General features: G+C 65.2%; 17 protein-coding genes. 11 read left to right on the top strand and 6 right to left on the bottom strand.

Annotation, left to right across the window (positions count from 1 at the left end):
- Positions 1-67 precede the first annotated feature (67 nt).
- The 4 genes from hflK (at position 68) to ACM61V_RS05320 (ending at position 5,425) form a co-directional block, all read left to right on the top strand.
- Positions 68-1,153, top strand: coding sequence for a protease modulator HflK (gene hflK, locus ACM61V_RS05335; protein WP_137786854.1), 1,086 nt, complete (start codon positions 68-70; stop codon positions 1,151-1,153).
- Positions 1,150-2,025, top strand: a complete 876-nt coding sequence (gene hflC, locus ACM61V_RS05330; RefSeq protein WP_249341547.1) for a protease modulator HflC — start codon at positions 1,150-1,152, stop codon at positions 2,023-2,025. The genes hflK and hflC overlap by 4 nt, the downstream gene beginning before the upstream one ends.
- Positions 2,026-2,145: 120 nt before the next feature.
- Positions 2,146-3,699: a Do family serine endopeptidase gene (locus ACM61V_RS05325; RefSeq protein ID WP_137786872.1), complete on the top strand. Its 1,554-nt coding sequence runs from the start codon at positions 2,146-2,148 to the stop codon at positions 3,697-3,699.
- A 115-nt stretch (positions 3,700-3,814) separates the two neighbouring features.
- Positions 3,815-5,425: a helicase HerA-like domain-containing protein gene (locus tag ACM61V_RS05320; RefSeq protein WP_137786856.1), complete on the top strand. Its 1,611-nt coding sequence runs from the start codon at positions 3,815-3,817 to the stop codon at positions 5,423-5,425.
- Between the two features lie 9 nt (positions 5,426-5,434).
- Here the strand turns inward: ACM61V_RS05320 and ACM61V_RS05315 are convergent, their stop codons facing one another.
- The gene (locus tag ACM61V_RS05315; RefSeq protein ID WP_137786857.1) at positions 5,435-5,878 is read right to left on the bottom strand and encodes an acyl-CoA thioesterase; all 444 of its coding nucleotides are present in this window, start codon (positions 5,876-5,878) and stop codon (positions 5,435-5,437) included.
- A 9-nt stretch (positions 5,879-5,887) separates the two neighbouring features.
- On the opposite strand from ACM61V_RS05315, the gene ACM61V_RS05310 reads away from it, so the two are divergent.
- Positions 5,888-6,487: a hypothetical protein gene (locus ACM61V_RS05310; RefSeq protein ID WP_249341548.1), complete on the top strand. Its 600-nt coding sequence runs from the start codon at positions 5,888-5,890 to the stop codon at positions 6,485-6,487.
- A 91-nt stretch (positions 6,488-6,578) separates the two neighbouring features.
- Here the strand turns inward: ACM61V_RS05310 and ACM61V_RS05305 are convergent, their stop codons facing one another.
- Together ACM61V_RS05305 and ACM61V_RS05300 are read right to left on the bottom strand one after the other, a co-directional pair.
- A complete protein-coding gene (locus tag ACM61V_RS05305; RefSeq protein ID WP_419713865.1) occupies positions 6,579-7,361 on the bottom strand; it encodes a sulfite exporter TauE/SafE family protein in 783 nt (260 codons plus the stop codon).
- Between the two features lie 59 nt (positions 7,362-7,420).
- Positions 7,421-8,629 carry an LL-diaminopimelate aminotransferase gene (locus tag ACM61V_RS05300; protein WP_137786859.1) on the bottom strand — a complete coding sequence of 403 codons (1,209 nt, stop codon included), beginning with the start codon at positions 8,627-8,629 and terminating at the stop codon, positions 7,421-7,423.
- A 156-nt stretch (positions 8,630-8,785) separates the two neighbouring features.
- On the opposite strand from ACM61V_RS05300, the gene ACM61V_RS05295 reads away from it, so the two are divergent.
- The 4 genes from ACM61V_RS05295 (at position 8,786) to murA (ending at position 13,296) form a co-directional block, all read left to right on the top strand.
- Positions 8,786-10,522, top strand: a complete 1,737-nt coding sequence (locus tag ACM61V_RS05295) for a PHA/PHB synthase family protein (protein ID WP_137786860.1) — start codon at positions 8,786-8,788, stop codon at positions 10,520-10,522.
- A gap of 116 nt (positions 10,523-10,638) precedes the next feature.
- Complete coding sequence (gene phaP / locus ACM61V_RS05290) at positions 10,639-11,427, top strand: phasin family protein (RefSeq protein ID WP_137786861.1); 789 nt, start codon at positions 10,639-10,641, stop codon at positions 11,425-11,427.
- 195 nt (positions 11,428-11,622) lie between these two features.
- Positions 11,623-11,952, top strand: a complete 330-nt coding sequence (gene clpS / locus ACM61V_RS05285; RefSeq protein WP_137787952.1) for an ATP-dependent Clp protease adapter ClpS — start codon at positions 11,623-11,625, stop codon at positions 11,950-11,952.
- 60 nt (positions 11,953-12,012) lie between these two features.
- Positions 12,013-13,296 (top strand): UDP-N-acetylglucosamine 1-carboxyvinyltransferase, encoded by a 1,284-nt coding sequence (gene murA, locus ACM61V_RS05280; RefSeq protein ID WP_137787842.1) that lies wholly within the window; start codon positions 12,013-12,015, stop codon positions 13,294-13,296.
- A gap of 15 nt (positions 13,297-13,311) precedes the next feature.
- Here the strand turns inward: murA and ACM61V_RS05275 are convergent, their stop codons facing one another.
- From ACM61V_RS05275 to ACM61V_RS05265, 3 genes are all read right to left on the bottom strand, one after another.
- Positions 13,312-14,907, bottom strand: a complete 1,596-nt coding sequence (locus ACM61V_RS05275) for an AMP-binding protein (protein ID WP_137787843.1) — start codon at positions 14,905-14,907, stop codon at positions 13,312-13,314.
- Positions 14,904-16,466 carry an acyl-CoA synthetase gene (locus ACM61V_RS05270; protein ID WP_212742222.1) on the bottom strand — a complete coding sequence of 521 codons (1,563 nt, stop codon included), beginning with the start codon at positions 16,464-16,466 and terminating at the stop codon, positions 14,904-14,906. Before ACM61V_RS05270 ends, ACM61V_RS05275 begins: the two co-directional genes overlap by 4 nt.
- A gap of 61 nt (positions 16,467-16,527) precedes the next feature.
- Positions 16,528-17,787: an acetyl-CoA C-acetyltransferase gene (locus tag ACM61V_RS05265; RefSeq protein ID WP_137787844.1), complete on the bottom strand. Its 1,260-nt coding sequence runs from the start codon at positions 17,785-17,787 to the stop codon at positions 16,528-16,530.
- A gap of 81 nt (positions 17,788-17,868) precedes the next feature.
- Here ACM61V_RS05265 and ACM61V_RS05260 point away from each other — a divergent pair, with 81 nt between their 5' ends.
- Positions 17,869-18,447, top strand: a complete 579-nt coding sequence (locus ACM61V_RS05260; protein ID WP_249341675.1) for a TetR/AcrR family transcriptional regulator — start codon at positions 17,869-17,871, stop codon at positions 18,445-18,447.
- The gene (locus ACM61V_RS05255) at positions 18,447-19,406 is read left to right on the top strand and encodes an NADPH:quinone oxidoreductase family protein (RefSeq protein WP_137787846.1); all 960 of its coding nucleotides are present in this window, start codon (positions 18,447-18,449) and stop codon (positions 19,404-19,406) included. The genes ACM61V_RS05260 and ACM61V_RS05255 overlap by 1 nt, the downstream gene beginning before the upstream one ends.
- Positions 19,407-19,421: the final 15 nt, after the last annotated feature.

Here is a 19,421-nt window from a genome sequence, read left to right as displayed (position 1 = left end):
CGCGCCGATACGATCGAAGTGCGCGCTTGGCACTGTTTTTCGCGGATTCGATTCTTATAAGGGGTGCATGATGACCTTTCCGCGCTGGTTCCGGCGCCAACCCATCCTGATGAGCGAAACACCCGGCAGCCCCTGGGGGCCGGGCGACGACGACGGCAAGAGCGGGCCGCGCAATCCCTGGGCAGTGCCGCCGGGGGGCCGCAAGGCGGCCTCCAAGCCGACCGCGCTCGATGAATTCCTGCGGCGTGCGCGCGGCGGCGGCAACGGCAGCGGCCCGCAGCTTCCGCCGGGGGTCAATGCGCGCAACCTGTGGCTGATCGGCACGGGGCTGATCCTCGCGCTGTGGGTGGTTTTCACCTCGGTCCATCAGATCGGGCCGCAGCAGCGCGGCGTTGTCACTTATTTCGGCCGTTATTCGGGCATTCTCGAGCCGGGCATCCGGCTAACCCTGCCGGCGCCGATCGTCGAGGTGGACAAGGTGGACGTGGAACAGGTGCGCAACGACGATTTCCCGCGCGACGGCGGCGAGAACGTGCTTACCGAGGACCGCAACATCATCGATCTCGCCTACACGGTGCGCTGGCGGGTGGAGAATCCTCGCGACTTCGTGTTCGAGATCAAGGATCCGGAGGAAACCGTCCGCGCCACCGCCGAGAGCGCGATGCGGGCCGTGGTCGCCACCACCAAGATGACCGATGCGATCGGCTCTGGCCGCACCACGATCGAGGCGCGCGTCGCCCGTGCGATGCAGCAGATCCTCGACGCTTATCAGGCCGGGGTGCGCGTACAGGGCGTCTCGATCAAGCAGGCCTCCGCGCCGGCCAGCCTGGTGGATGACTTCAACGCCGTCACCGCCGCCCAGCAGGAGGCGGTCGCGAACCTCAACAACGCCCGCTCCTATTCGCAGCAGGTCATCGCCCATGCCCAGGGCGAGGCGGCGCAGTTCGACAAGGTCTATGAACAATACAAGCTCGCGCCCGAGGTGACGCGCCGACGGATGTATTACGAGACGATGGAAGCCGTGCTGGGCAAGACCGACAAGGTCATCGTCGAGACGCCGGGCATCGCGCCATGGGTGCCGCTGGACAAGCTGCGCAAGCTGCCGGACAATGCGCCGGCCCAGCCCGCCGCGCAGCAGGGGGGCCAGAAGTGAGCCCTGCCCGCAATCCCGTCGCGATCGGTTTCGCCGCGCTTGCCGTCGTCATCGCTGCCGCCGCGACCTTCGCCATCATTCCCGAAACGAAACAGGCGGTGATCCTGCGTTTCGAGAATCCGGTCGTCACCTACAATCAGTGGCAGCCGGGTCAGGTGATCGGGCGCAATACCGGGGCGGGCCTGATCGCGCGCATCCCGTTCATCGACAAGGTCGTGTGGGTGGACAAGCGCGTGCTCGACGCCGATCTCGACAACACGCTCGTGCTGTCGACCGATCAGCTGCGGCTGAACGTGGATGCGTTCGCCCGTTTCCGCATCGTCGATCCGCTCAAGGCCGTGACATCGACCGGCTCGACATCGGCGACCGAGGAGCGCGTCGCCGATCAGCTCCGCCCGCTGCTCGGCACGGCGCTGCGCAACGAACTGGGCAAGGTGCCGTTCGCGTCGCTGCTCACGCCGGAGCGCAGCAAGGTGATGGACGCGATCCAGGAATCGCTGCAGCGCAACGCGCGGCAATATGGCGTGCAGATCGTCGATGTGCGGATCAAGCACGCCGATCTGCCGGAAGGCAGCCCGCTGGAAAGCGCGTTGCAGTCGATGCGCACCGCGCGACAGCAGGAAGCGAACACGATCCGCGCGCAAGGGCAGAAGCAGGCGCAGATCGTCCGCGCCGATGCGGATGCGACGGCCGCCAAAGTCTATGCCGAAGCATTCAGCAAGGATGCGGATTTCTATAACTTCTATCGCGCGATGCAGTCCTACCGCCGCACGTTCGGCGCGGACAGCGGGCCGCCGCCGGAAGGCTCGACGACGATCCTGATGTCGCGAGACAACGCCTATCTGAAGGAATTCGAGGGTCGCGGGAAATGATTGTGAGGGCCGGGAATTTGCCCGGCTTTCGGATCGTTCATATTCAATCGTCGTTCATCGGCGAAATGCCATTGAAACGCATCCGTCTATCGCCGGGTGATTGAGAGGAACATGAAGACCGTGCGCTACGCTTACGCCCTTACTGGCGCTCTCCTTCTCGGCGGCACCGCCGCCTCGCTTGCATTGCAGCATCCCGCCACCGCCGCACAGGTGGCGCAGAACGAGCCCGGGACGATCAACGCCGGTGCCCCGCGCGCCGGCGCGCCGATGAGCTTCGCCGACATGGTCGCTAAGCTCCAGCCGGCCGTCGTCAACATTTCCACCGATCAGAAAGTGACCGTGCAGCAGCCCGCGAACCCGTTCGCCGGCACGCCCTTTGGCGACCTGTTCGGCCAGTTCGGCGGCGGCAACGGCGGCGGCCGTGGCGGCGCGCCGGTCACGCGCGAGGCGCAGTCGCTCGGCTCCGGCTTCATCATTTCGCCCGACGGCTATATCGTCACGAACAATCACGTCGTCGCGGCGGGGATGCGCGGAGCGGTCGTCACGTCGATCCGCGTGACGCTGCCCGATCGGAAGGAATATGTCGCCAAGCTGATCGGGCGCGACACCGCCTCCGATCTCGCGCTGCTAAAGATCACCGCGCCAGGGCCGCTACCGTATGTGAAATGGGGCGATTCGGCGCATGCGCGCGTCGGGGACTGGGTGTTGGCGATCGGCAATCCGTTCGGCCTTGGCGGCACGGTTACAGCCGGCATCATCTCCGCCGTCCATCGCGTCACCGGCCAGGGGGGCGCCAATGATCGCTTCATCCAGACCGATGCGTCGATCAACCAGGGCAATTCCGGCGGCCCGATGTTCGACATGAACGGCAATGTGATCGGCATCAATTCGCAGATCTTCTCGCAGTCGGGCGGCAATATCGGCATCGGGTTCGCGATTCCGGCCGAGGAAGCGCGCCCGATCATCGATACGCTCATGAAAGGCGGCTCGGTGAAGCGCGGCTATCTCGGCGTCGGCATCCAGCCGGTGACCGACGATATCGCCGCGGCGCTCGGCTTGGCGAAGAATTCGGGCGAGATCATCGGCCGCGTCGAGCCGAACGGGCCAGCGGCGAAGGCGGGCATCCGCGCGGGCGATGTGGTGACCAAGGTGAACGGCAATGCCGTCACCCCCGATACGACGCTGTCGTATCTGATCGCCAATGTGGCGCCCGGCTCCACCGCCAGGCTCGACATCATCCGTGATGGCAAGCCCATGTCGATCACCGCCAATGTCACCACTCGTCCGCCGGAGGATCAGCTCGCCGCCACCGCCGGCAATGGCGACGATTTCTCCGCCGACGACGATGGCGATCAGGGTGGCGATCAGGCAACCACGCCGAGCAACGCGATCGGCCTTACCGTGCAAACGCTGACTCCGGCGATCGCGCGCCAGGTGGGCGTCGATTCGACGGTGCAGGGCGTGGTCGTGAGCCAGGTCGATCCGGCGAGCGATGCCGGGCAGAAGCTTCGTCGTGGCGATGTGATCTCCGCGATCAACGGCACGCCGGTGCGCGCCCCCGCCGATCTGGCGCGTGGCGTGCAGGCGGCGAAGGCAGCCGGGCGGCCGCAGGTGCTGCTGATGGTCAACCGCGCGCGCGGACAGAGCGGCTTCGTGCCGGTCAAGATCAAGTAAGCCGCATCCGATCGAAACGAAGGGGGCGCCGCACGTTCATCGCGCGGCGCCCTTTTCGTGCCCGGCGTGGACGTATAGGCTTCATGCTCGTCAACGAGTTTCCGGGGGAATGGGCATGACCGACGGCATCCTGATCGGCGCGGGCAGCGGCGGGGCCGCCCCGCAACTGCTTCAATTGAAGCGCGCGAACCGCCACGGCCTGATCGCGGGGGCGACCGGAACGGGCAAGACCGTGACCGTCCAGGGCATTATCGAGGGCTTTTCCGCGCAGGGCGTCCCCTGCTTCGTCGCGGACGTTAAGGGCGATCTTTCCGGCATCGCCATGGCCGGATCGCCCCAGGCCAAAACGCATGAGGCCTTCGCCCAGCGCGCGGCGGACATCGGCCTGACCGACTGGCATTATGCCGACAACCCCGTGCAGTTCTGGGATCTCTATGGCGAACAGGGCCATCCGATCCGCACCACCGTAAGCGAGATGGGCCCGCTGCTGCTGGCGCGCCTCATGGATCTCAACGAGGTGCAGGAGGGCGTGCTGACGATCGCCTTCCACGTCGCCGACAAGGAAGGGCTGCTGCTGCTCGACCTCGACGACCTGCAATCCATGCTCGCCAACTGCGCCGATCGCGCGGACGAATTGACCACGACCTACGGCAACGTTTCGAAGCAGTCGGTCGGCGCGATCCAGCGTTCGCTTCTCCAGCTCCGCAGTCAGGGTGGCGAACATTTCTTCGGCGAACCGGCGCTGGAGATGGACGATTTCATCCGCACCGATGACAGGGGCCGGGGCGTCGTCAACATCCTGGCCGCCGACAAGCTCATGGCCAGCCCGAAGCTCTATTCCACTTTCCTGCTGTGGCTGATGAGCGAGCTGTTCGAGCATCTCCCCGAAGTGGGCGATCCCGACAAGCCGAAACTGTGCTTCTTCTTCGACGAGGCGCACCTGCTGTTCGACGAGGCGCCCAAGGCCCTGCTGGAGAAGATCGAGCAGGTCGTGCGGCTGATCCGGTCGAAGGGTGTCGGCGTATATTTCATCACGCAGAACCCGATCGACGTCCCCGATACGATCGCGGGCCAGCTCGGCAATCGCGTGCAGCATGCATTGCGCGCCTTCACGCCGCGCGATCAGGCAGCGGTAAAGGCCGCGGCGCAGACGTTTCGCGCCAATCCCGGAGTTGATGTCGCCACTGCGATCACCGAGCTTAAAGTGGGCGAGGCCCTGGTCTCGCTGCTCCAGGCCGATGGCGCGCCATCCCCGGTCGAGCGCACGCTGATCCGCCCGCCCGCAAGCCGGGTCGGCCCGATCTCGCCAGTCGAACGCGGCGTATTGATCCAGACCGACGCGGTCGGCACGAAATACGATACGCTCGTCAACCGCGAATCGGCGCACGAACTGCTCGCTGCGAAAACCGCCGAGGCCGCCGCCGCCGCTTCCGCCGCACGCGCTCAGGACGATGCGGAAAAAGCCGCCGCGCTTCAGGCGAAGCAGGATGCGCAGGCCGCAAAGGAAGCCGAACGCGCCCGCATCGCTGCGGAGCGCGAAGCCGCCAGTTCGCCCTGGAACAAGGCGATCACCTCGGCAACGCGCGCGGCGAGTTCCTCGATCGGGCGGCAGGTGGCGAACGAGATCGGCAAGCAGGTGTTCGGCGGCCGCAGCCGCTCGTCCTCGAGCGGCGGGCTGGTCGGCAGCGTCTTGCGCGGCGTGCTCGGCGGATTGTTCCGCGGCTGAAGGAAGAAGCTACGCGACCCGATCGGGCTGCGCGGCGATGAGCGCGACGATGAACTGCCGCACCTCGCCCTCGATCGGCGTGGGGCGGCCGGTCGGCAGGTGCACGTGGACGCTCACCATGTCGATCACCGTGCACAGCTCGCCGCGCTGGTTGGTAAGCTCGATTCTTTTGACGAGACTGGAATTGCCAAGGCTCTCGATCTTCACCGATGCCTCGATCGTATCACCCAGCACAAGCGGACTGAGATAATCCACCGTCGCGCGACGAACGTGGAATTCGGTATCGTGCCAGACAGTGCCGAGCACCTCGCCGATCCCGGTCCACTCCCAATAATCGGTGATCGCCACATCCGCATATTCGAGATAGCGGGAGTTGAACACCACCCGCTGCCCGTCGATCTCGGCGTAGCGGACCTTGAAACGGGTGGAGAAAGCGAAGCCGGGACGAGTCATGCGGCCGCGATGGCGTCGCGGCGCGCGCGCGTCAAGCGGCGAGGTGCCCCGCCCGCTGGGCGATCGCTATTTACCGATGTGCCGAATAATCCCGGTAAAAGAACATTGCGGCTAATTGGCTTTCTTCGATATGCCAGCTCGCGGCATATCGACCGGTCGGGGGCGTTGTTAAACATGAGACTGTTGGCACCTTTTGTGATCTTTCTCCTCTCGATGGGGGCCACCACCCCGGCATCCTCGACGGTGGCGGGCGATTTTTGCGCGCGGCTGGCAGCTAACAGCGGCATCAGTCAGGCTGCGACAGGTGGCGAGCCCACTTCCTGGACGGTAAGCGCCCTGAACTTCGGGCAACGCTTCCTCGTTGGCGGCACGGCCGCAACCGGGGTCGGCGTGCTTCCGGTCGAGCCTTCGACGGTAGAAGACTACCGACGGCTCGAGGACATGTGCCTGCCAGAGAAAAAAGGCGCCATTTGCAAGCTGGTCGGGCCGGTCATTTTCAAATTCATCTGGAAGGGTCGCAAGATCATCACACCAGTGGAAACTGGCGAGCGCGCGACCGTTTCGGTTGCTGGAATCAAGGCGACGTGCCGATCCGAGCCTAAACAATAAGGCATGGTAACAAGCTTGTTACGCGTTGCGACTGCTCTCAATCCCTGGGTCGCAGCGGCGCGACGGCTTCACGAGCACAGTCTCCCGCCGATCAGAACACCAGCTTCGCACCGACGAGCGCCAGCGTCACGGCGAGGATCGGCACCAGCACCCGATCCGACACCCGGCTGGCCACCAGGCTCCCGATCACGATGCCGGGCACCGACCCGGCGAGCAGCGAGACCAGCAGCGACAAATCCACCGCACCGAGCGAGAGATGCCCCAGGCCGGCGATCAGCGTCAGTGGCACGGCATGGGCGATATCGGAGCCGACGAGCCGCTTCACCTCCAGCCGGGGATAGAGCACCAGCAGCGCCGTCATGCCCAACGCGCCCGCGCCGACCGAGGTGAGCGAGACGAGCGCGCCCAGCACCGCCCCGAGCAACACCGTCAGCGCCGCGATCCGGCCTTCGTTCACCCGCGCGAACCGCGGCGCGAGCCGCGTGACGATCCGCTCGCGAAACAGGATCGCGACCGCCGCCAGCAGCAGCGCGCTGCCCAGGATCGTGGCGACCATCTGCCCCGCGTCGCGCGAACCGCGCATGAAATGATCGAGAACGAACAACGTCGCGATCGTCGCAGGCACGCTGCCGGTGGCGAGGCGACGCACCACGCGCCAGTCCACCGTTCCGCGCCAGCCGTGGACGACGGTGCCGACCGTCTTGGTGGCCGACGCATAGAGCAGGTCCGTCCCCACCGCCGTCACCGGATGGAATCCGAAGACGAGCACCAGCAGCGGCGTCATCAACGATCCGCCGCCGACGCCGGTCAGGCCGACGAGCAGGCCCACCAGCACCCCGGCCAGCGAATAGAAGGGATTATAGACGATCGACATGCGCGCGCCCGCTCAACCGAAGCGGCGAACGGTCGCGTGACCGTCAGCGGATCGCGCCATCAGCCGGCGGTACGCGCAGGCGTGTTCACGCCCATCATCTGCAGGTAGCGCTTCACGTTGCGCGCCGCCTGCCGCAACCGTTGCTCATTCTCGACCATCGCGATCCGCACATAACCCTCGCCGTTCTCGCCGTAGCCAACACCTGGCGCAACCGCGACCTTGGCGTGAGTCAGCAATTGTTTGGAGAACTCAAGGCTACCTAGGTGGGCCAGGGCTGGCGGCAGCGGTGCCCAGGCGAACATCGACGCGCGCGGCGACGGAATTTCCCATCCGGCGCGCCCGAAGCTCTCCACCAGCACATCACGGCGCTTGTGGTAAAGCTGACGGTTCTTCTCGACGATGTCCTGCGGCCCGTTGAGCGCGGCGCAGGCGGCCGCCTGGATCGGGGTGAACGCGCCATAATCGAGATAGGATTTCACGCGCGACATCGCCGCGATCAGCTTCCTGTTGCCGACTGCGAAGCCGATCCGCCAGCCTGCCATCGAATAGGTCTTGCTGAGCGAGGTGAATTCGATCGCGACATCCTTCGCGCCCGGCACCTGCAGGATCGAGGGCGTGGGATTGCCGTCGTAATAAAGCTCCGAATAGGCGAGGTCCGAGAGGATCCACACCTGATTGTCGCGCGCCCAGGCAACCAGACGCTCGTAGAAGGCGAGGTCCACCGTTTCAGCCGTCGGGTTCGACGGATAGTTCACGACCAGCACCGAGGGGCGCGGCACGGTATAGGCCATCGCCCGTTCCAGGCTTTCGAAATAATGCTCGTCCGGCGTGGTGGGCACCGCGCGGATCGTCGCGCCGGCGATGATGAAACCGAAGGTGTGGATCGGATAGGACGGGTTCGGCGCGAGCACCACGTCGCCGGGCGCCGTTATCGCGGTGGCGAGGCTGGCCAGCCCCTCCTTCGATCCCATGGTTACGACCACTTCGCTCTCGGGATCGACATCGACGCCGAAGCGGCGGGCGTAATAATTGGCCTGCGCGCGGCGCAGCCCCGGAATCCCCTTGGACTGGGAATAGCCGTGCGCGCCCGGCTTCTGCGCGACTTCGCACAGTTTCTCGATCACGTGCGCGGGCGGGGGCAGATCGGGATTGCCCATGCCAAGGTCGATAATGTCCTCTCCCCCCGCGCGCGCCTGTGCCCGCATCGCATTCACCTCGGCGATAACGTAGGGCGGCAGACGCTTCATGCGGTAGAATTCGTCGGACATCATGGCTCCTTTCGACAGCCGCATCCTATCGCGTCTGGAAGCCGGGTGACAGTGCCGCCTGCTAGGCCGGTGCAAATAGCTGCTATCTCCCTGTCGTAACGCTGCTAGGCTAAGGCCCAGCCACCCCAGCGGCGCGCGCCGCTCAAGGAGAGGTCGATGCCAGAGTTTGAATCGCCTACCCTCGCCGACATGCAGCGCTGGACCTGGGTGCTCGGGCGTGCCCAGCAGATGATGCTCGAACAGGGGCTGGCGACGATGCGGCCGGGCGATGGTGCCGCGGCCATGCCGGGGATGCCGATCGTTCCCGGCTTCAACGATCCCGAGACGCTGGCGCGCGCATCCGATTTCTGGCGTGACAGCCTGTCGTTGTGGCAACGCTTCCTCAATCCCGGCTCCGACGCACCCGAGGCAGCGGACAATCATGCGCGCGACAGGCGGTTCAAGGCGGAGGCGTGGCGAGACAATCCGCTGTTCGCATGGATTCGCGACAGTTACTTCCTGATCGCCGATCACATGCTGAAGAACGTCGACGCGATGACCGGGCTCGAGCCGGCGCAGAAGGAACAGTTGCGCTTCGCCGCCAAGGGCTTCGTCGATGCGATGAGCCCGAGCAACTTCGCACTGACCAACCCGGAAGTGATCGAAAAGACGATCGAGACCGGCGGCGAGAACCTGCTCAAGGGCCTTCAGCACATGCTGGCGGACATGGCGCGCGGGCAACTGACCCACACTGATAGCAACGCGTTCGAGATCGGGCGAAACCTGGCCGCGACGCCCGGCAAGGTGGTGAAGCGCACCCCGCTGTACGAACTGATCCAGTATACGCCGACGACTGATAAGGTGCTCGCCACGCCGCTGGTGATCTTTCCGCCGTGGATCAACCGTTACTACATCCTCGATCTGACGCCGGAGAAAAGCTTCATCCGCTGGTGCGTCGATCAGGGCATAACGGTGTTCGTGGTGTCGTGGAAATCCGCCGACACCTCGATGGCCGACGTGATGTGGGACGATTATGTCGCGGCCCAGATCAGCGCGATCGATGCGGTATGCGATGCGCTGGACGTGCCCGATGTTCACGTGATCGGTTATTGCGTCGCGGGCACCACGCTCGCCGCGACACTGGCGCTGCTCGCCGCGCGGGAGCAGGCGGACAAGGTGGCGAGCGCCACCTATTTCACCGCGCAGGTCGATTTCTCGCGCGCGGGCGACCTCCTCAATTTCGTCACCGACGATCAGCTCGCGATGATCGCCAGCTTGTCGCCGGACGGGTTCCTCGACGGGCGCTACATGGCGCTGACGTTCAATCTGCTGCGCGGGCGCGATCTGATCTGGAACTATGTCACCAACAATTACCTGCTGGGGCATGATTACGCGCCGTTCGATCTGTTGCACTGGAACGGCGACACCACCAACCTGCCGGCGAAATGGCATCTGAGCTATCTCACCGATCTCTACCGCGACAATCTGCTGGTAAAGCCCGGCGCGCTCTCGATCGACGGCACGCCGCTTGATCTCACCCGCGTCAAGACGCCGAGCTATATCCAGGCCGGGCGCGAGGATCATATCGCCCCGGCGGAAAGCGTGTGGAAGATGACGCGGATATTTGCCGGGCCGCTCAGGTTCGTGCTCGCCGGCTCCGGGCACATCGCCGGCGTGGTCAATCCGCCGGCACAGCAAAAATACCAATATTGGACCAACGACGCTGACGTCGAAACGCTCGAGGAGTTCGTCGCGGGGGCGAGCGAAACTAGGGGAAGCTGGTGGCCCGACTGGCTCGGCTGGCTCCGCTCTATCGACGCGGCCGAGATCGATGCGCGCGGCGCCCGCATTCCCGGCAAGGGCAGGCTGGCGGCGATCGAGGACGCGCCAGGCACCTATGTCAGAGCAAGATAAGGCTGCTTTCGCAACGCCATGAGCGGCGCATGTCACTTTTGTTGCGCCGCACAATAATTCTTGCAAATCGCGCACATCGCCATTATGTTGCAACGCAGCAAGATGGAGTCGTGTAGATGACTGACACTGCCGCGAAGACCCGGCCGACGCCCAAGGCAGCGGTTGCATCCGCCGCGCCGGCCACCGAGGTCGTCGCGAACAAGGTCGAGGCGCCCGCCGCCACCGCGTCCACACCGGTGCAATCGCCGGCCGCGACCACCCTGACGAAGCCTGTCGCGGCGGCGCCGGTCGCCAAGAAGGCTGAATCGCGGGGTGCGATCATCGCCGCTCCAACCACGAAACCGACCCCGGCGGCTCCCCGTCCGGCGGTCAAGCCGGTCGCCAAGAAGCCGGCACTCCGGGCGGCGCCTGTCGCCACGCCCAAACGTCCTGCCGCCAAGCTGGCGACCACCGCAAAGGAACCGAAAATGGTCGAGAACCTCAAGACTGTCACCGACAAGACCCAGGCCTATTTCACCGACGCCAACGAGCGCGCCAAGGGCGCCCTCGAAAAGAGCGTGAAGGCGTTCGAGGAAGCCAACGCTTTCCAGAAGGGCAATATCGAAGCGCTCGTCGAATCGTCGAAGATCGCCGCCAAGGGCGCCGAAAAGCTCGGCCAGGACGCCGCTGCCTATGCCAAGAGCTCGTACGAGAAGGCGAACGAGGCGTTCAGGGCGATGTCGAGCGTGAAGTCGCCGACCGATCTTTTCAAGCTGCAGAGCGATTTCGTCCGCGCCTCGTTTGACGCGTTCGTTGCCGAAACCTCGCGCTCGACCGAAGCCGCGCTGAAGCTGGCCGGTGAAATCGCGCAGCCGCTGTCGAACCGGTTCGCGCTCGCCGCGGAAAAGGTCAAGGCAGCAGCCTGAGCGGTCAGTGGCGCGCGCCTGCCGCGTGCCATGGCCCGATATGAATGAGAAGGGCGGCCGCGCGATGCGGTCGCCCTTTCTATTTCCCCGGTTGTTTTGCCGCACCGCACGTTGCACCCTTGCCCTGCGCACTATCGATGCCATATTTTACATCGAACCATGCAGCGCCTGACCCCACCCCTCCCGCCCATCCTCATGGCCGAGCGTCGCGATGACGATTCCGATGGCGGCACCGGGATCGGGATCGCCACCCGCACGCGGACCCGCACCAAACAGCCCACGCCTTATCGCGTGCTGATGCTCAACGACGATTACACGCCGATGGAGTTCGTCGTGCTTTGCCTCCAGCGCTTCTTCCGCATGAACATGGAAGAGGCGACGCGGGTGATGCTGCACGTCCATCAGAAGGGCGTCGGTGTGTGCGGGGTGTTCAGCTATGAAGTGGCGGAAACCAAGGTCAGCCAGGTGACGGATTTCGCGCGGCAGAACCAGCATCCGCTGCAATGCACGCTCGAAAAAGCGTGATCGCCGATCTTCTCTGATCGCCGCTTGGCGCGGTGAACAGGGTTCGATAGACGCGGTCGGATGGACCGTATCCTCATCCGTGGCGGCAACCGCCTTTCCGGCACCCTCCCGATTTCCGGCGCGAAGAATGCCGCGCTCACGCTCCTGCCCTGCGCGTTGCTCACCGATGAGCCGCTGACGTTGCGCAATCTGCCGCGGCTCGCGGATGTCGACAGCTTCGGTCATCTGCTCAATCAGTTGGGCGCCTCCACCGCGATCGAAGGATCGAGGCCCGAGGATTTCGGCCGCGTGATGACGATCCGCGCCGGCAAGCTCACCTCGACCGAGGCGCCATACGACATCGTGCGCAAGATGCGCGCGTCGATCCTCGTCCTCGGCCCGATCCTCGCGCGTGCGGGCGAGGCGCGGGTGTCGCTACCGGGCGGCTGCGCGATCGGCAATCGCCCGATCGACCTGCATCTGAAGGCGCTGGAAGCGATCGGGGCCGATCTGGAAATGTCGGCCGGCTACGTCACCGCGCGCGCCCCCGGCGGACGATTGGCAGGCGGGCGCTATTCCTTCCCGATCGTGTCCGTGGGCGCGACCGAGAATGTCGTGATGGCCGCCGTCACCGCCAGAGGCTCCAGTCGCATCGAGAATGCCGCGCGCGAGCCGGAAATCGTCGATCTGTGCCGCTGCCTCGTCGCGATGGGCGCGCATATCGAGGGGATCGGCACCGAGACGCTCGAGATCGAGGGTGTGGAGCGGCTGCACGGCGCGACCTATGCGGTGATGCCGGATCGGATCGAGGCGGGCAGCTATGCCTGCGCCGCCGCGATCACCGGCGGCGATATCGAACTCACCAACGTGGACGCGAGCGACATGGGCGCGACGCTGGACGCACTGCGCGCGGCGGGCGTCACGGTGGCGGAGGGCAAGCGTTCGGTGCGCGTGTCGGCAACCGGCAAGCTCGCCCCGCTGACGCTTTCCACCGCTCCCTTCCCCGGCTTCGCCACCGACATGCAGGCGCAGTTCATGGCGATGCTGTGCAAGGCCGACGGCGCGAGCGTGCTGACCGAGACGATTTTCGAGAACCGCTACATGCACGTGCCCGAGCTGGCGCGGATGGGCGCAGACATCCAGGTGCATGGGCGGACGGCGGTGGTGCGCGGCGTCGATCGCCTCGTCGGCGCCCCCGTGATGGCGACGGACCTGCGCGCGTCGATGAGCCTGATCCTCGCCGGCCTCGCGGCCGAGGGGGAAACGGCGGTCAGCCGCGTCTATCACCTCGATCGCGGCTACGAGCGGCTGGAGGAGAAGCTGAGCGCCGTAGGGGCCGATATCGAGCGTGCCAGCGACGGTTGAGCCGGGCCGCCGCCGTCAGGCGATCCCGGCAAGCCCCCTCGCCTTGCCGTAATCGGCCTTGCCATTGGGCGCCCGCAGCGACTGATCCGTCGCGACGAAAAGCTTGGGCTGCTTGTATCCGGCGAGTCGCGCGCGCAGATCGTCGCGCACGGCATCCTCCGCATAGCCATCGCCCGCCTGAACGACCGCCGCCACGGCCTGCCCCCATTTCGGATCTGGGATGCCGAACACCAGCGCGTCCTCGACGCCGGGGCACAGCTTCAGCGCCTCCTCCACCTCCTCGGGGAAAATCTTCTCGCCGGCCGAATTGATGCAGGCGGAGCCGCGCCCGAGCAGGATCAGCGTGCCGTCTGCGGCCACCTCAGCGAAATCGCCGGGGATCGAATAGCGCACACCGTCGATCGTGCGGAAGGTACGCGCGCTCTTCTCCGGGTCCTTGTGATACTCGACCGGATTGGGGGGCCCGAGCGCCACGATCCCGCGCATCCCCGATCCCGGCACCACGTCGCGATCCTGCTCATCGAGCACCCGGCAGCGCGGGCCGACCATGAACTTGGCGGTTTCCACCGTGCCCTCGCGGGTGGTGATCGACACGCCCATGCCGATCGCCTCGGAAGAACTGAAGTTATCCTGGCACATCGCCTCGGGCATATGCTGGAGCAGCCCGTCCTTCACGCCCTGCGTCCACATCACGCCGGATGAAATGATCACCCGCATCGACGAAACGTCCCAGCGGCCGGGCGCGGCATCGAGCGCATCGACGATCGGCCGCGCGAAGGCATCGCCGACCACGACCAGCCGGTTCGCCTTCCAGCGGTCGATCGCGTCCAGGGCCTCCTCCGCGCGAAAGCTCTTGCCGGGCAGCGTCGCCACCATGCCACCGCCCAGCATGGCGCCATAAGCGGATAGCAGGCCGGTGCCGTGCATGATCGGCGGGCCAACCACCGTCCTGGGATAATCGGGATTGGCGGCGGCGAACGATGCGGCCTGCTCCACATCCTCGGGCAACGGCAGCCCCTGCGCAGCCGCCGCCGCCAGCCCGATCGCGTTGAGATCGGCATGGGTCCACACCACGCCCTTCGGCATTCCGGTCGTGCCGCCGGTGTAGATGAAGAAGCGATCGGCCGGATCGCGAATGATATCCAGCGATGCGCCGTCGCCCTCCGTCAGCGTCCGCTGCGATACGGCGAAGGCTGGCGGGGCATCGGCGGAACCACCCCATTCAACCCATGTACGCACGAGCGGGGCGCGATCGACCACCGCCGCCACCGCATCGCGCAGCCGCGCGTCATAGAACAGCACGGTCGCGTCGCTATCCGCCAGGATGTAGGCCAGTTCATCCGCGACATAGCGATAGTTGACGTTGACGTGGGCGCCGCGCGCCTTCCAGCAAGCCATCAGCGCGATCATGTAATCGGCACTGTTATAGGCATAGAAGGCCACGCGCTCGCCCGGCTGCAGGCCCCGTTCGATCAGCGCGCGGGCGAGATTGTTCGATCGGCGGCGAAACTCGCCCCAGTCGATCACCTCGTCTCCGTGCGCCAGCGCCACGCGATCGGCGGGAATCTTCCGCTCGACCGCCTCGATCATGTCGCCAAAGTTGAAACTCACGCGGCGGCGCCTTCGACGAGCGGCTTCTTCCCCCAATATTCGTCGCGAAGCAGCCGTTTATAGAGCTTGCCGGTGTCATGACGCGGCAGCTCGGCGCGAAAATCGATGCGGCGCGGCGTCTTGACGTGGCTGAGATGCTCCCGCGCGAACGCGGTCAGCTCGGCGGCAAGTCCCTCGCCGGCTTCCGCCATGTCGCGCGGCTGGATCACCGCGATCACCTCTTCGCCCATTTCCTCGTGCGGGGCACCGATCACCGCGACATCCGCCACCTTGGGATGCGTGACGAGCAGATTCTCGATCTCGGCAGGATAGATGTTCACGCCCCCCGAAATTATCATGAAGCTCTTGCGATCGGTGAGGTAGAGATACCCTTCCTCATCCACCCAGCCCACATCGCCCAGCGTGGTCCAGCCGTGGCTGTCGGTGGAGTCGGCCGTCTTCTCCGGGTCGTTGTGATAGGTGAAGGTGCGCTCACCGGTCGGGCTCTCGAAATAGATCGTCCCTTCGGTCCGCGGGGGCACCTCGTTACCGTCCTCGTCACAGATGTGGGTGATCGTGGTGAGGTTGCGTCCCACCGAGCCCTTGTGCGTCAGCCATTCCGCCGCCTGGATCGCGTGGAAGCCGTTGCCCTCGGTGCCGGCGTAATATTCGCCGACGATCGGCCCCCACCAGTCGATCATCGCCTGCTTCACCGGCACCGGGCAGGGCGCCGCCGCGTGCCACACCGCCTTGAGCGAGGACATGTCGTATTTCGCGCGCACCTCGGGGGGCAGTTTCAACATGCGGATAAAGTGCGTCGGCACCCACTGGGCGTGGGTGACCTTGTATTTCTCGATATATTCCAGCGCCTTTTCGGGATCGAACCGGTCCATGATGACGACCGTGCCGCCAAGCTGCTGCACCGCCATCGACCAGCGCAGCGGCGCGGCGTGGTACATCGGGGCCGGGCTGAGATAGACGATGTCGGGCGTCCAGCCGTAAAGTGCCTGCCCCAGCATGACGAGCGGCGACGGGTTCATCCCCAGCGGCTCTTGCGGCAGCGCGAACCGCACGCCCTTCGGCTTGCCCGTGGTGCCGGACGAATAGAGCATGATCTGGCCGGGAGAAGGGTCTGCGATCGGCGCGGCGGGCTGCGCGTCGCGCGCGGCCTCGTAGCTCTCATAGCCTTCGGCCGTGCCGCCGACCATGAAGCGCCGCAGATCCGCGATGCGCGGCAGCAGCGCGGCGGCGCACGCCTCGGTCGCCTTCGACACGATCAGCACGCGGCAGTCGCCGTCGCGAAGGATATAGTCCACCTCGTCGACCATCAGCTTCGACGACAGGCAGGTGACATACACCCCGGCCCGCTCCGCCGCCCACATCACCTCCAGATAGCGGGCGTTGTTGTCCATCATCACGGCGATCGCGTCGCCGCGCTTCAGGCCCAGCGAGCGGATCAGTTGCGCGCCCTGGTCGGCGCGGCGATCCAGCTCGGCATAGGTTACCGTCTCGCCCGTGGCGGCTATTACATAGGCGGCCTTGTCAGGCGTCGCCCGAGCATGAGCGACCGGATGCAGCATTTCTCACTCTCCAAAAGAAGGGCGCGGCGACATCTTGCGCGTCGTCCACGCCGGCATTTCTTCAGCTCTCGACGCGTTCGACGATGATCGCCGGCGCCATGCCGCCGGCGGCACACATCGTGACGAGGCCATAGCGCTTGTTCTGTCGCTCAAGCTCATCGACGACGGTACCGATAAGGATCGATCCGGTCGCGCCGATCGGGTGGCCCAGCGCGATCGAGCCGCCGTTGACGTTGACCTTGGAGCGGTCGAGATCGAGATCGCGGATGAACTTTTCCGCCACCACGGCAAACGCCTCGTTGATCTCCCATAGATCAATATCGTCCTTGGTGAGACCCGCCTTCGCGAGCACCTTCTTCGCCGCTGGGACTGGCGCGTTTAGCATTAGCGTGGGATCGTCGCCGATATTCGCCATCGCAACAATGCGTGCGCGCGGCTTCAGGCCATGCTTGTCAGCATATTCCTTTGAAGCGAGCAGCACCGCCGCCGCCCCGTCCACGACACCCGAAGAGTTGCCGGCGTGGTGGAAATGCTCGATCTTCAAATCGGGATATTTGCGATTGATCTGCGCACGGAATGTGTCGCCCTTCTTGTTATAGGGCATATCCGCGATCGCCGCGAACGAGGGCTTGAGACTGGCAAGCCCCTCCGCCGTGGTTTGCGGGCGCGGATATTCGTCCTTGGCGAGCACGACATTGCCAGAGTCGTCCGTCACTGGAACGATCGACTTGTCGAAACGCCCTTCGGCAATCGCCACCGCCGCCTTGCGTTGGCTTTCCAGGCCGAGCGCGTCGAGTTCCTCGCGAGTGATCCCTTCCATGCTGGCGATCGCATCGCCACAGATGCCCTGATGGCTCTGCGGATGCGCGGCATTGAGCCGCTCGTTTCCCGATCCCATGCCTAGCATTGGCTTGCCGGCTTCCATATCCTCCTGCGACATGGCGGCCGTGAGGCTCATCATCTCGGTGCCCCCCGCGATAACGAGGTCTTCCATCCCGGACATGATCTGCGCCGCCGCAAAGTTCACCGCGGTAATCCCGCCGCCGCAGAAACGATCGAGCGTCGTGCCACTAGCCTTAACGTCATAGCCGGCATCGAGCGCCGCCATACGGCCCATGTCCCCGCCCTGCTTCCCGCGCTGGGTGGAGGTGGACCAAATGATATCGTCCACCTCGGCGGTGTTGAGATTATTACGTTCCTTGATCGCCTTAAGCACGGTCGCCGCGAGATGCTGCGGATGCAGATCAGCCAGCGCACCCTTTCCCTGCTTGCCGATTCCACGCGGCGTGCGAACGGCGTCGATGATATAGGCGTCGGGCATTGCAACCTCTCCAGACCTGATGACGGCGCCGCCTCTTTACCGGCGCCAATTTCCAGCATAACCTTGGTTATGGTACAGGGGATGTCAAGCGTGTCGCCAGCAATTCAGACCGCAGCGCGGTCGCCGGACCTCACGCCGCGCGATTGGCTGGAAGCGGGCCAGTCTCTCTTGCGAAGGGGCGGCCTGAAGGCGCTCAAGCTACGGCCGCTCGCGGAGGAGCTGCGCGTTTCCACTGGCAGTTTCTATCATCATTTCAAGGATTTCGATGATTATCAAGGGCAGCTCGCGCGCTATTTTGCAGAAGATCAGGTAACTGACCTGATAGACGCGCTGGAGCGCGCTACCTCCGATCCGATCGCGCGCATACGCCTGCTGGGACAGACCGTTCGCCGGCGGGGCGCCTCCAGGCTGGCGATCGCTATGCGCGCGTGGGCGGAAAGCGATGCGCGCGCGCGCGCCGCGGTTGAACGCCACGATGAACTGATGCTCGATTTTCTGGCGCGCAGCCTCACCCAGGCGGGCTTCACCCGGCATGAGGCAGAGGTTCGCGCCTATGGGTTAATCACGCTGGGGCTGAGCAAGGTCCACGCGCCGCATCTCGACATGGCATCGTTGTTCGATTCGCTGCTCGATATCATGATCGCGCGCGCAGCCGCCTGATGAGGGCGCTAGTCGTCTCCGCTCTCTCGCCCGATCTGTCGGGCACCGCAATCGTGGATGTCACGGCGCCTCGCCCCGCGCCCGGCAAGGTGCTGGTGCGGGTGAAGGCCGCGTCGCTCAACTATCCTGATCTGCTGATGACGCGCGGCGAATATCAGCTCAAGCCTCCGCTTCCCTTTGTGCCCGGCATGGAAGTAGCGGGCGAAGTGATCGCGGGCGACGGATTTGCGCCGGGCGAGGCTGTGGTTTGCGGCACACGCCTTGGCGGCTTCGCAGAGATCGTTTCGGCCGACGCGGCGGGTATCCGCCGAAAGCCCGAGCACCTCTCGTTTGCCGAAGCCGCGTGTGTCGGCACCGCCTATCTCACCGCTTATGTCGCGCTGGTGCGGCTTGGCATGGCTCAGCCCGGCGAATGGGCGCTGATCCACGGCGCAACCGGCGGCGTCGGGTTGGCTGCGGTGGACCTCGCGAAATCCCTCGGCTGTCGCGTGATCGCCTCCTCCCGCTCCGCGGAAAAGCTTGCGCGGGTGGCGGCGGACTATGCACCCGAAGCCACCGTGATCGCGCCGGGCTTTCGCGAGAAGGTGAAGGAGATCACCGGTGGAGGCGCGAACCTGATCTATGATCCCGTCGGCGGCGACGTTTTCGACGAATCGACGCGCTGCATCGCGTTCGGCGGCCGTCTGTTGGTAGTGGGCTTCACATCAGGCCGGATCGCGACCGTCTCCACCAACATGCCGCTCATCAAGGGCTTCTCGGTCGTCGGCGTGCGCGCCGGAGAATATGGACGGCAATTCCCCGACAAGGGGCGCGAGAACATGGATGCGGTCTGGCAACTTGCCGAGCAGGGACAGATCCGGCCGCGCGTGCACGCCGAATATCCGCTCGCCGACTGGCGTGCCGCCTTCGAGGCGATGCGCGACAGCGCGATGGTCGGGAAGCTCGTTCTGGTGCCGTAGAATAGCGAGAACAAA

Source organism: Sphingomonas sp. TX0543 (genome assembly GCF_048565505.1).
In the GTDB taxonomy this organism is placed as follows: Bacteria; Pseudomonadota; Alphaproteobacteria; order Sphingomonadales; family Sphingomonadaceae; genus Sphingomonas.
Note: the sequence above shows the minus strand (reverse complement) of the source record. Positions and strands in the feature narration are given on the sequence as shown.

Bases quoted from the DNA above. Each gene is read 5' to 3' on its own strand.
- hflK (WP_137786854.1), top strand. From the start codon at position 68: ATGATGACCTTTCCGCGCTGGTTCCGGCGCCAACCCATCCTGATGAGC.
- ACM61V_RS05320 (WP_137786856.1), top strand. From the start codon at position 3,815: ATGACCGACGGCATCCTGATCGGCGCGGGCAGCGGCGGGGCCGCCCCG.
- ACM61V_RS05315 (WP_137786857.1), bottom strand. From the start codon at position 5,878: ATGACTCGTCCCGGCTTCGCTTTCTCCACCCGTTTCAAGGTCCGCTAC.
- ACM61V_RS05310 (WP_249341548.1), top strand. From the start codon at position 5,888: ATGGCGTCGCGGCGCGCGCGCGTCAAGCGGCGAGGTGCCCCGCCCGCT.
- ACM61V_RS05305 (WP_419713865.1), bottom strand. From the start codon at position 7,361: ATGTCGATCGTCTATAATCCCTTCTATTCGCTGGCCGGGGTGCTGGTG.
- ACM61V_RS05300 (WP_137786859.1), bottom strand. From the start codon at position 8,629: ATGTCCGACGAATTCTACCGCATGAAGCGTCTGCCGCCCTACGTTATC.
- ACM61V_RS05295 (WP_137786860.1), top strand. From the start codon at position 8,786: ATGCCAGAGTTTGAATCGCCTACCCTCGCCGACATGCAGCGCTGGACC.
- phaP (WP_137786861.1), top strand. From the start codon at position 10,639: ATGACTGACACTGCCGCGAAGACCCGGCCGACGCCCAAGGCAGCGGTT.
- clpS (WP_137787952.1), top strand. From the start codon at position 11,623: ATGGCCGAGCGTCGCGATGACGATTCCGATGGCGGCACCGGGATCGGG.
- murA (WP_137787842.1), top strand. From the start codon at position 12,013: ATGGACCGTATCCTCATCCGTGGCGGCAACCGCCTTTCCGGCACCCTC.
- ACM61V_RS05270 (WP_212742222.1), bottom strand. From the start codon at position 16,466: ATGCTGCATCCGGTCGCTCATGCTCGGGCGACGCCTGACAAGGCCGCC.
- ACM61V_RS05265 (WP_137787844.1), bottom strand. From the start codon at position 17,787: ATGCCCGACGCCTATATCATCGACGCCGTTCGCACGCCGCGTGGAATC.
- ACM61V_RS05260 (WP_249341675.1), top strand. From the start codon at position 17,869: ATGTCAAGCGTGTCGCCAGCAATTCAGACCGCAGCGCGGTCGCCGGAC.
- ACM61V_RS05255 (WP_137787846.1), top strand. From the start codon at position 18,447: ATGAGGGCGCTAGTCGTCTCCGCTCTCTCGCCCGATCTGTCGGGCACC.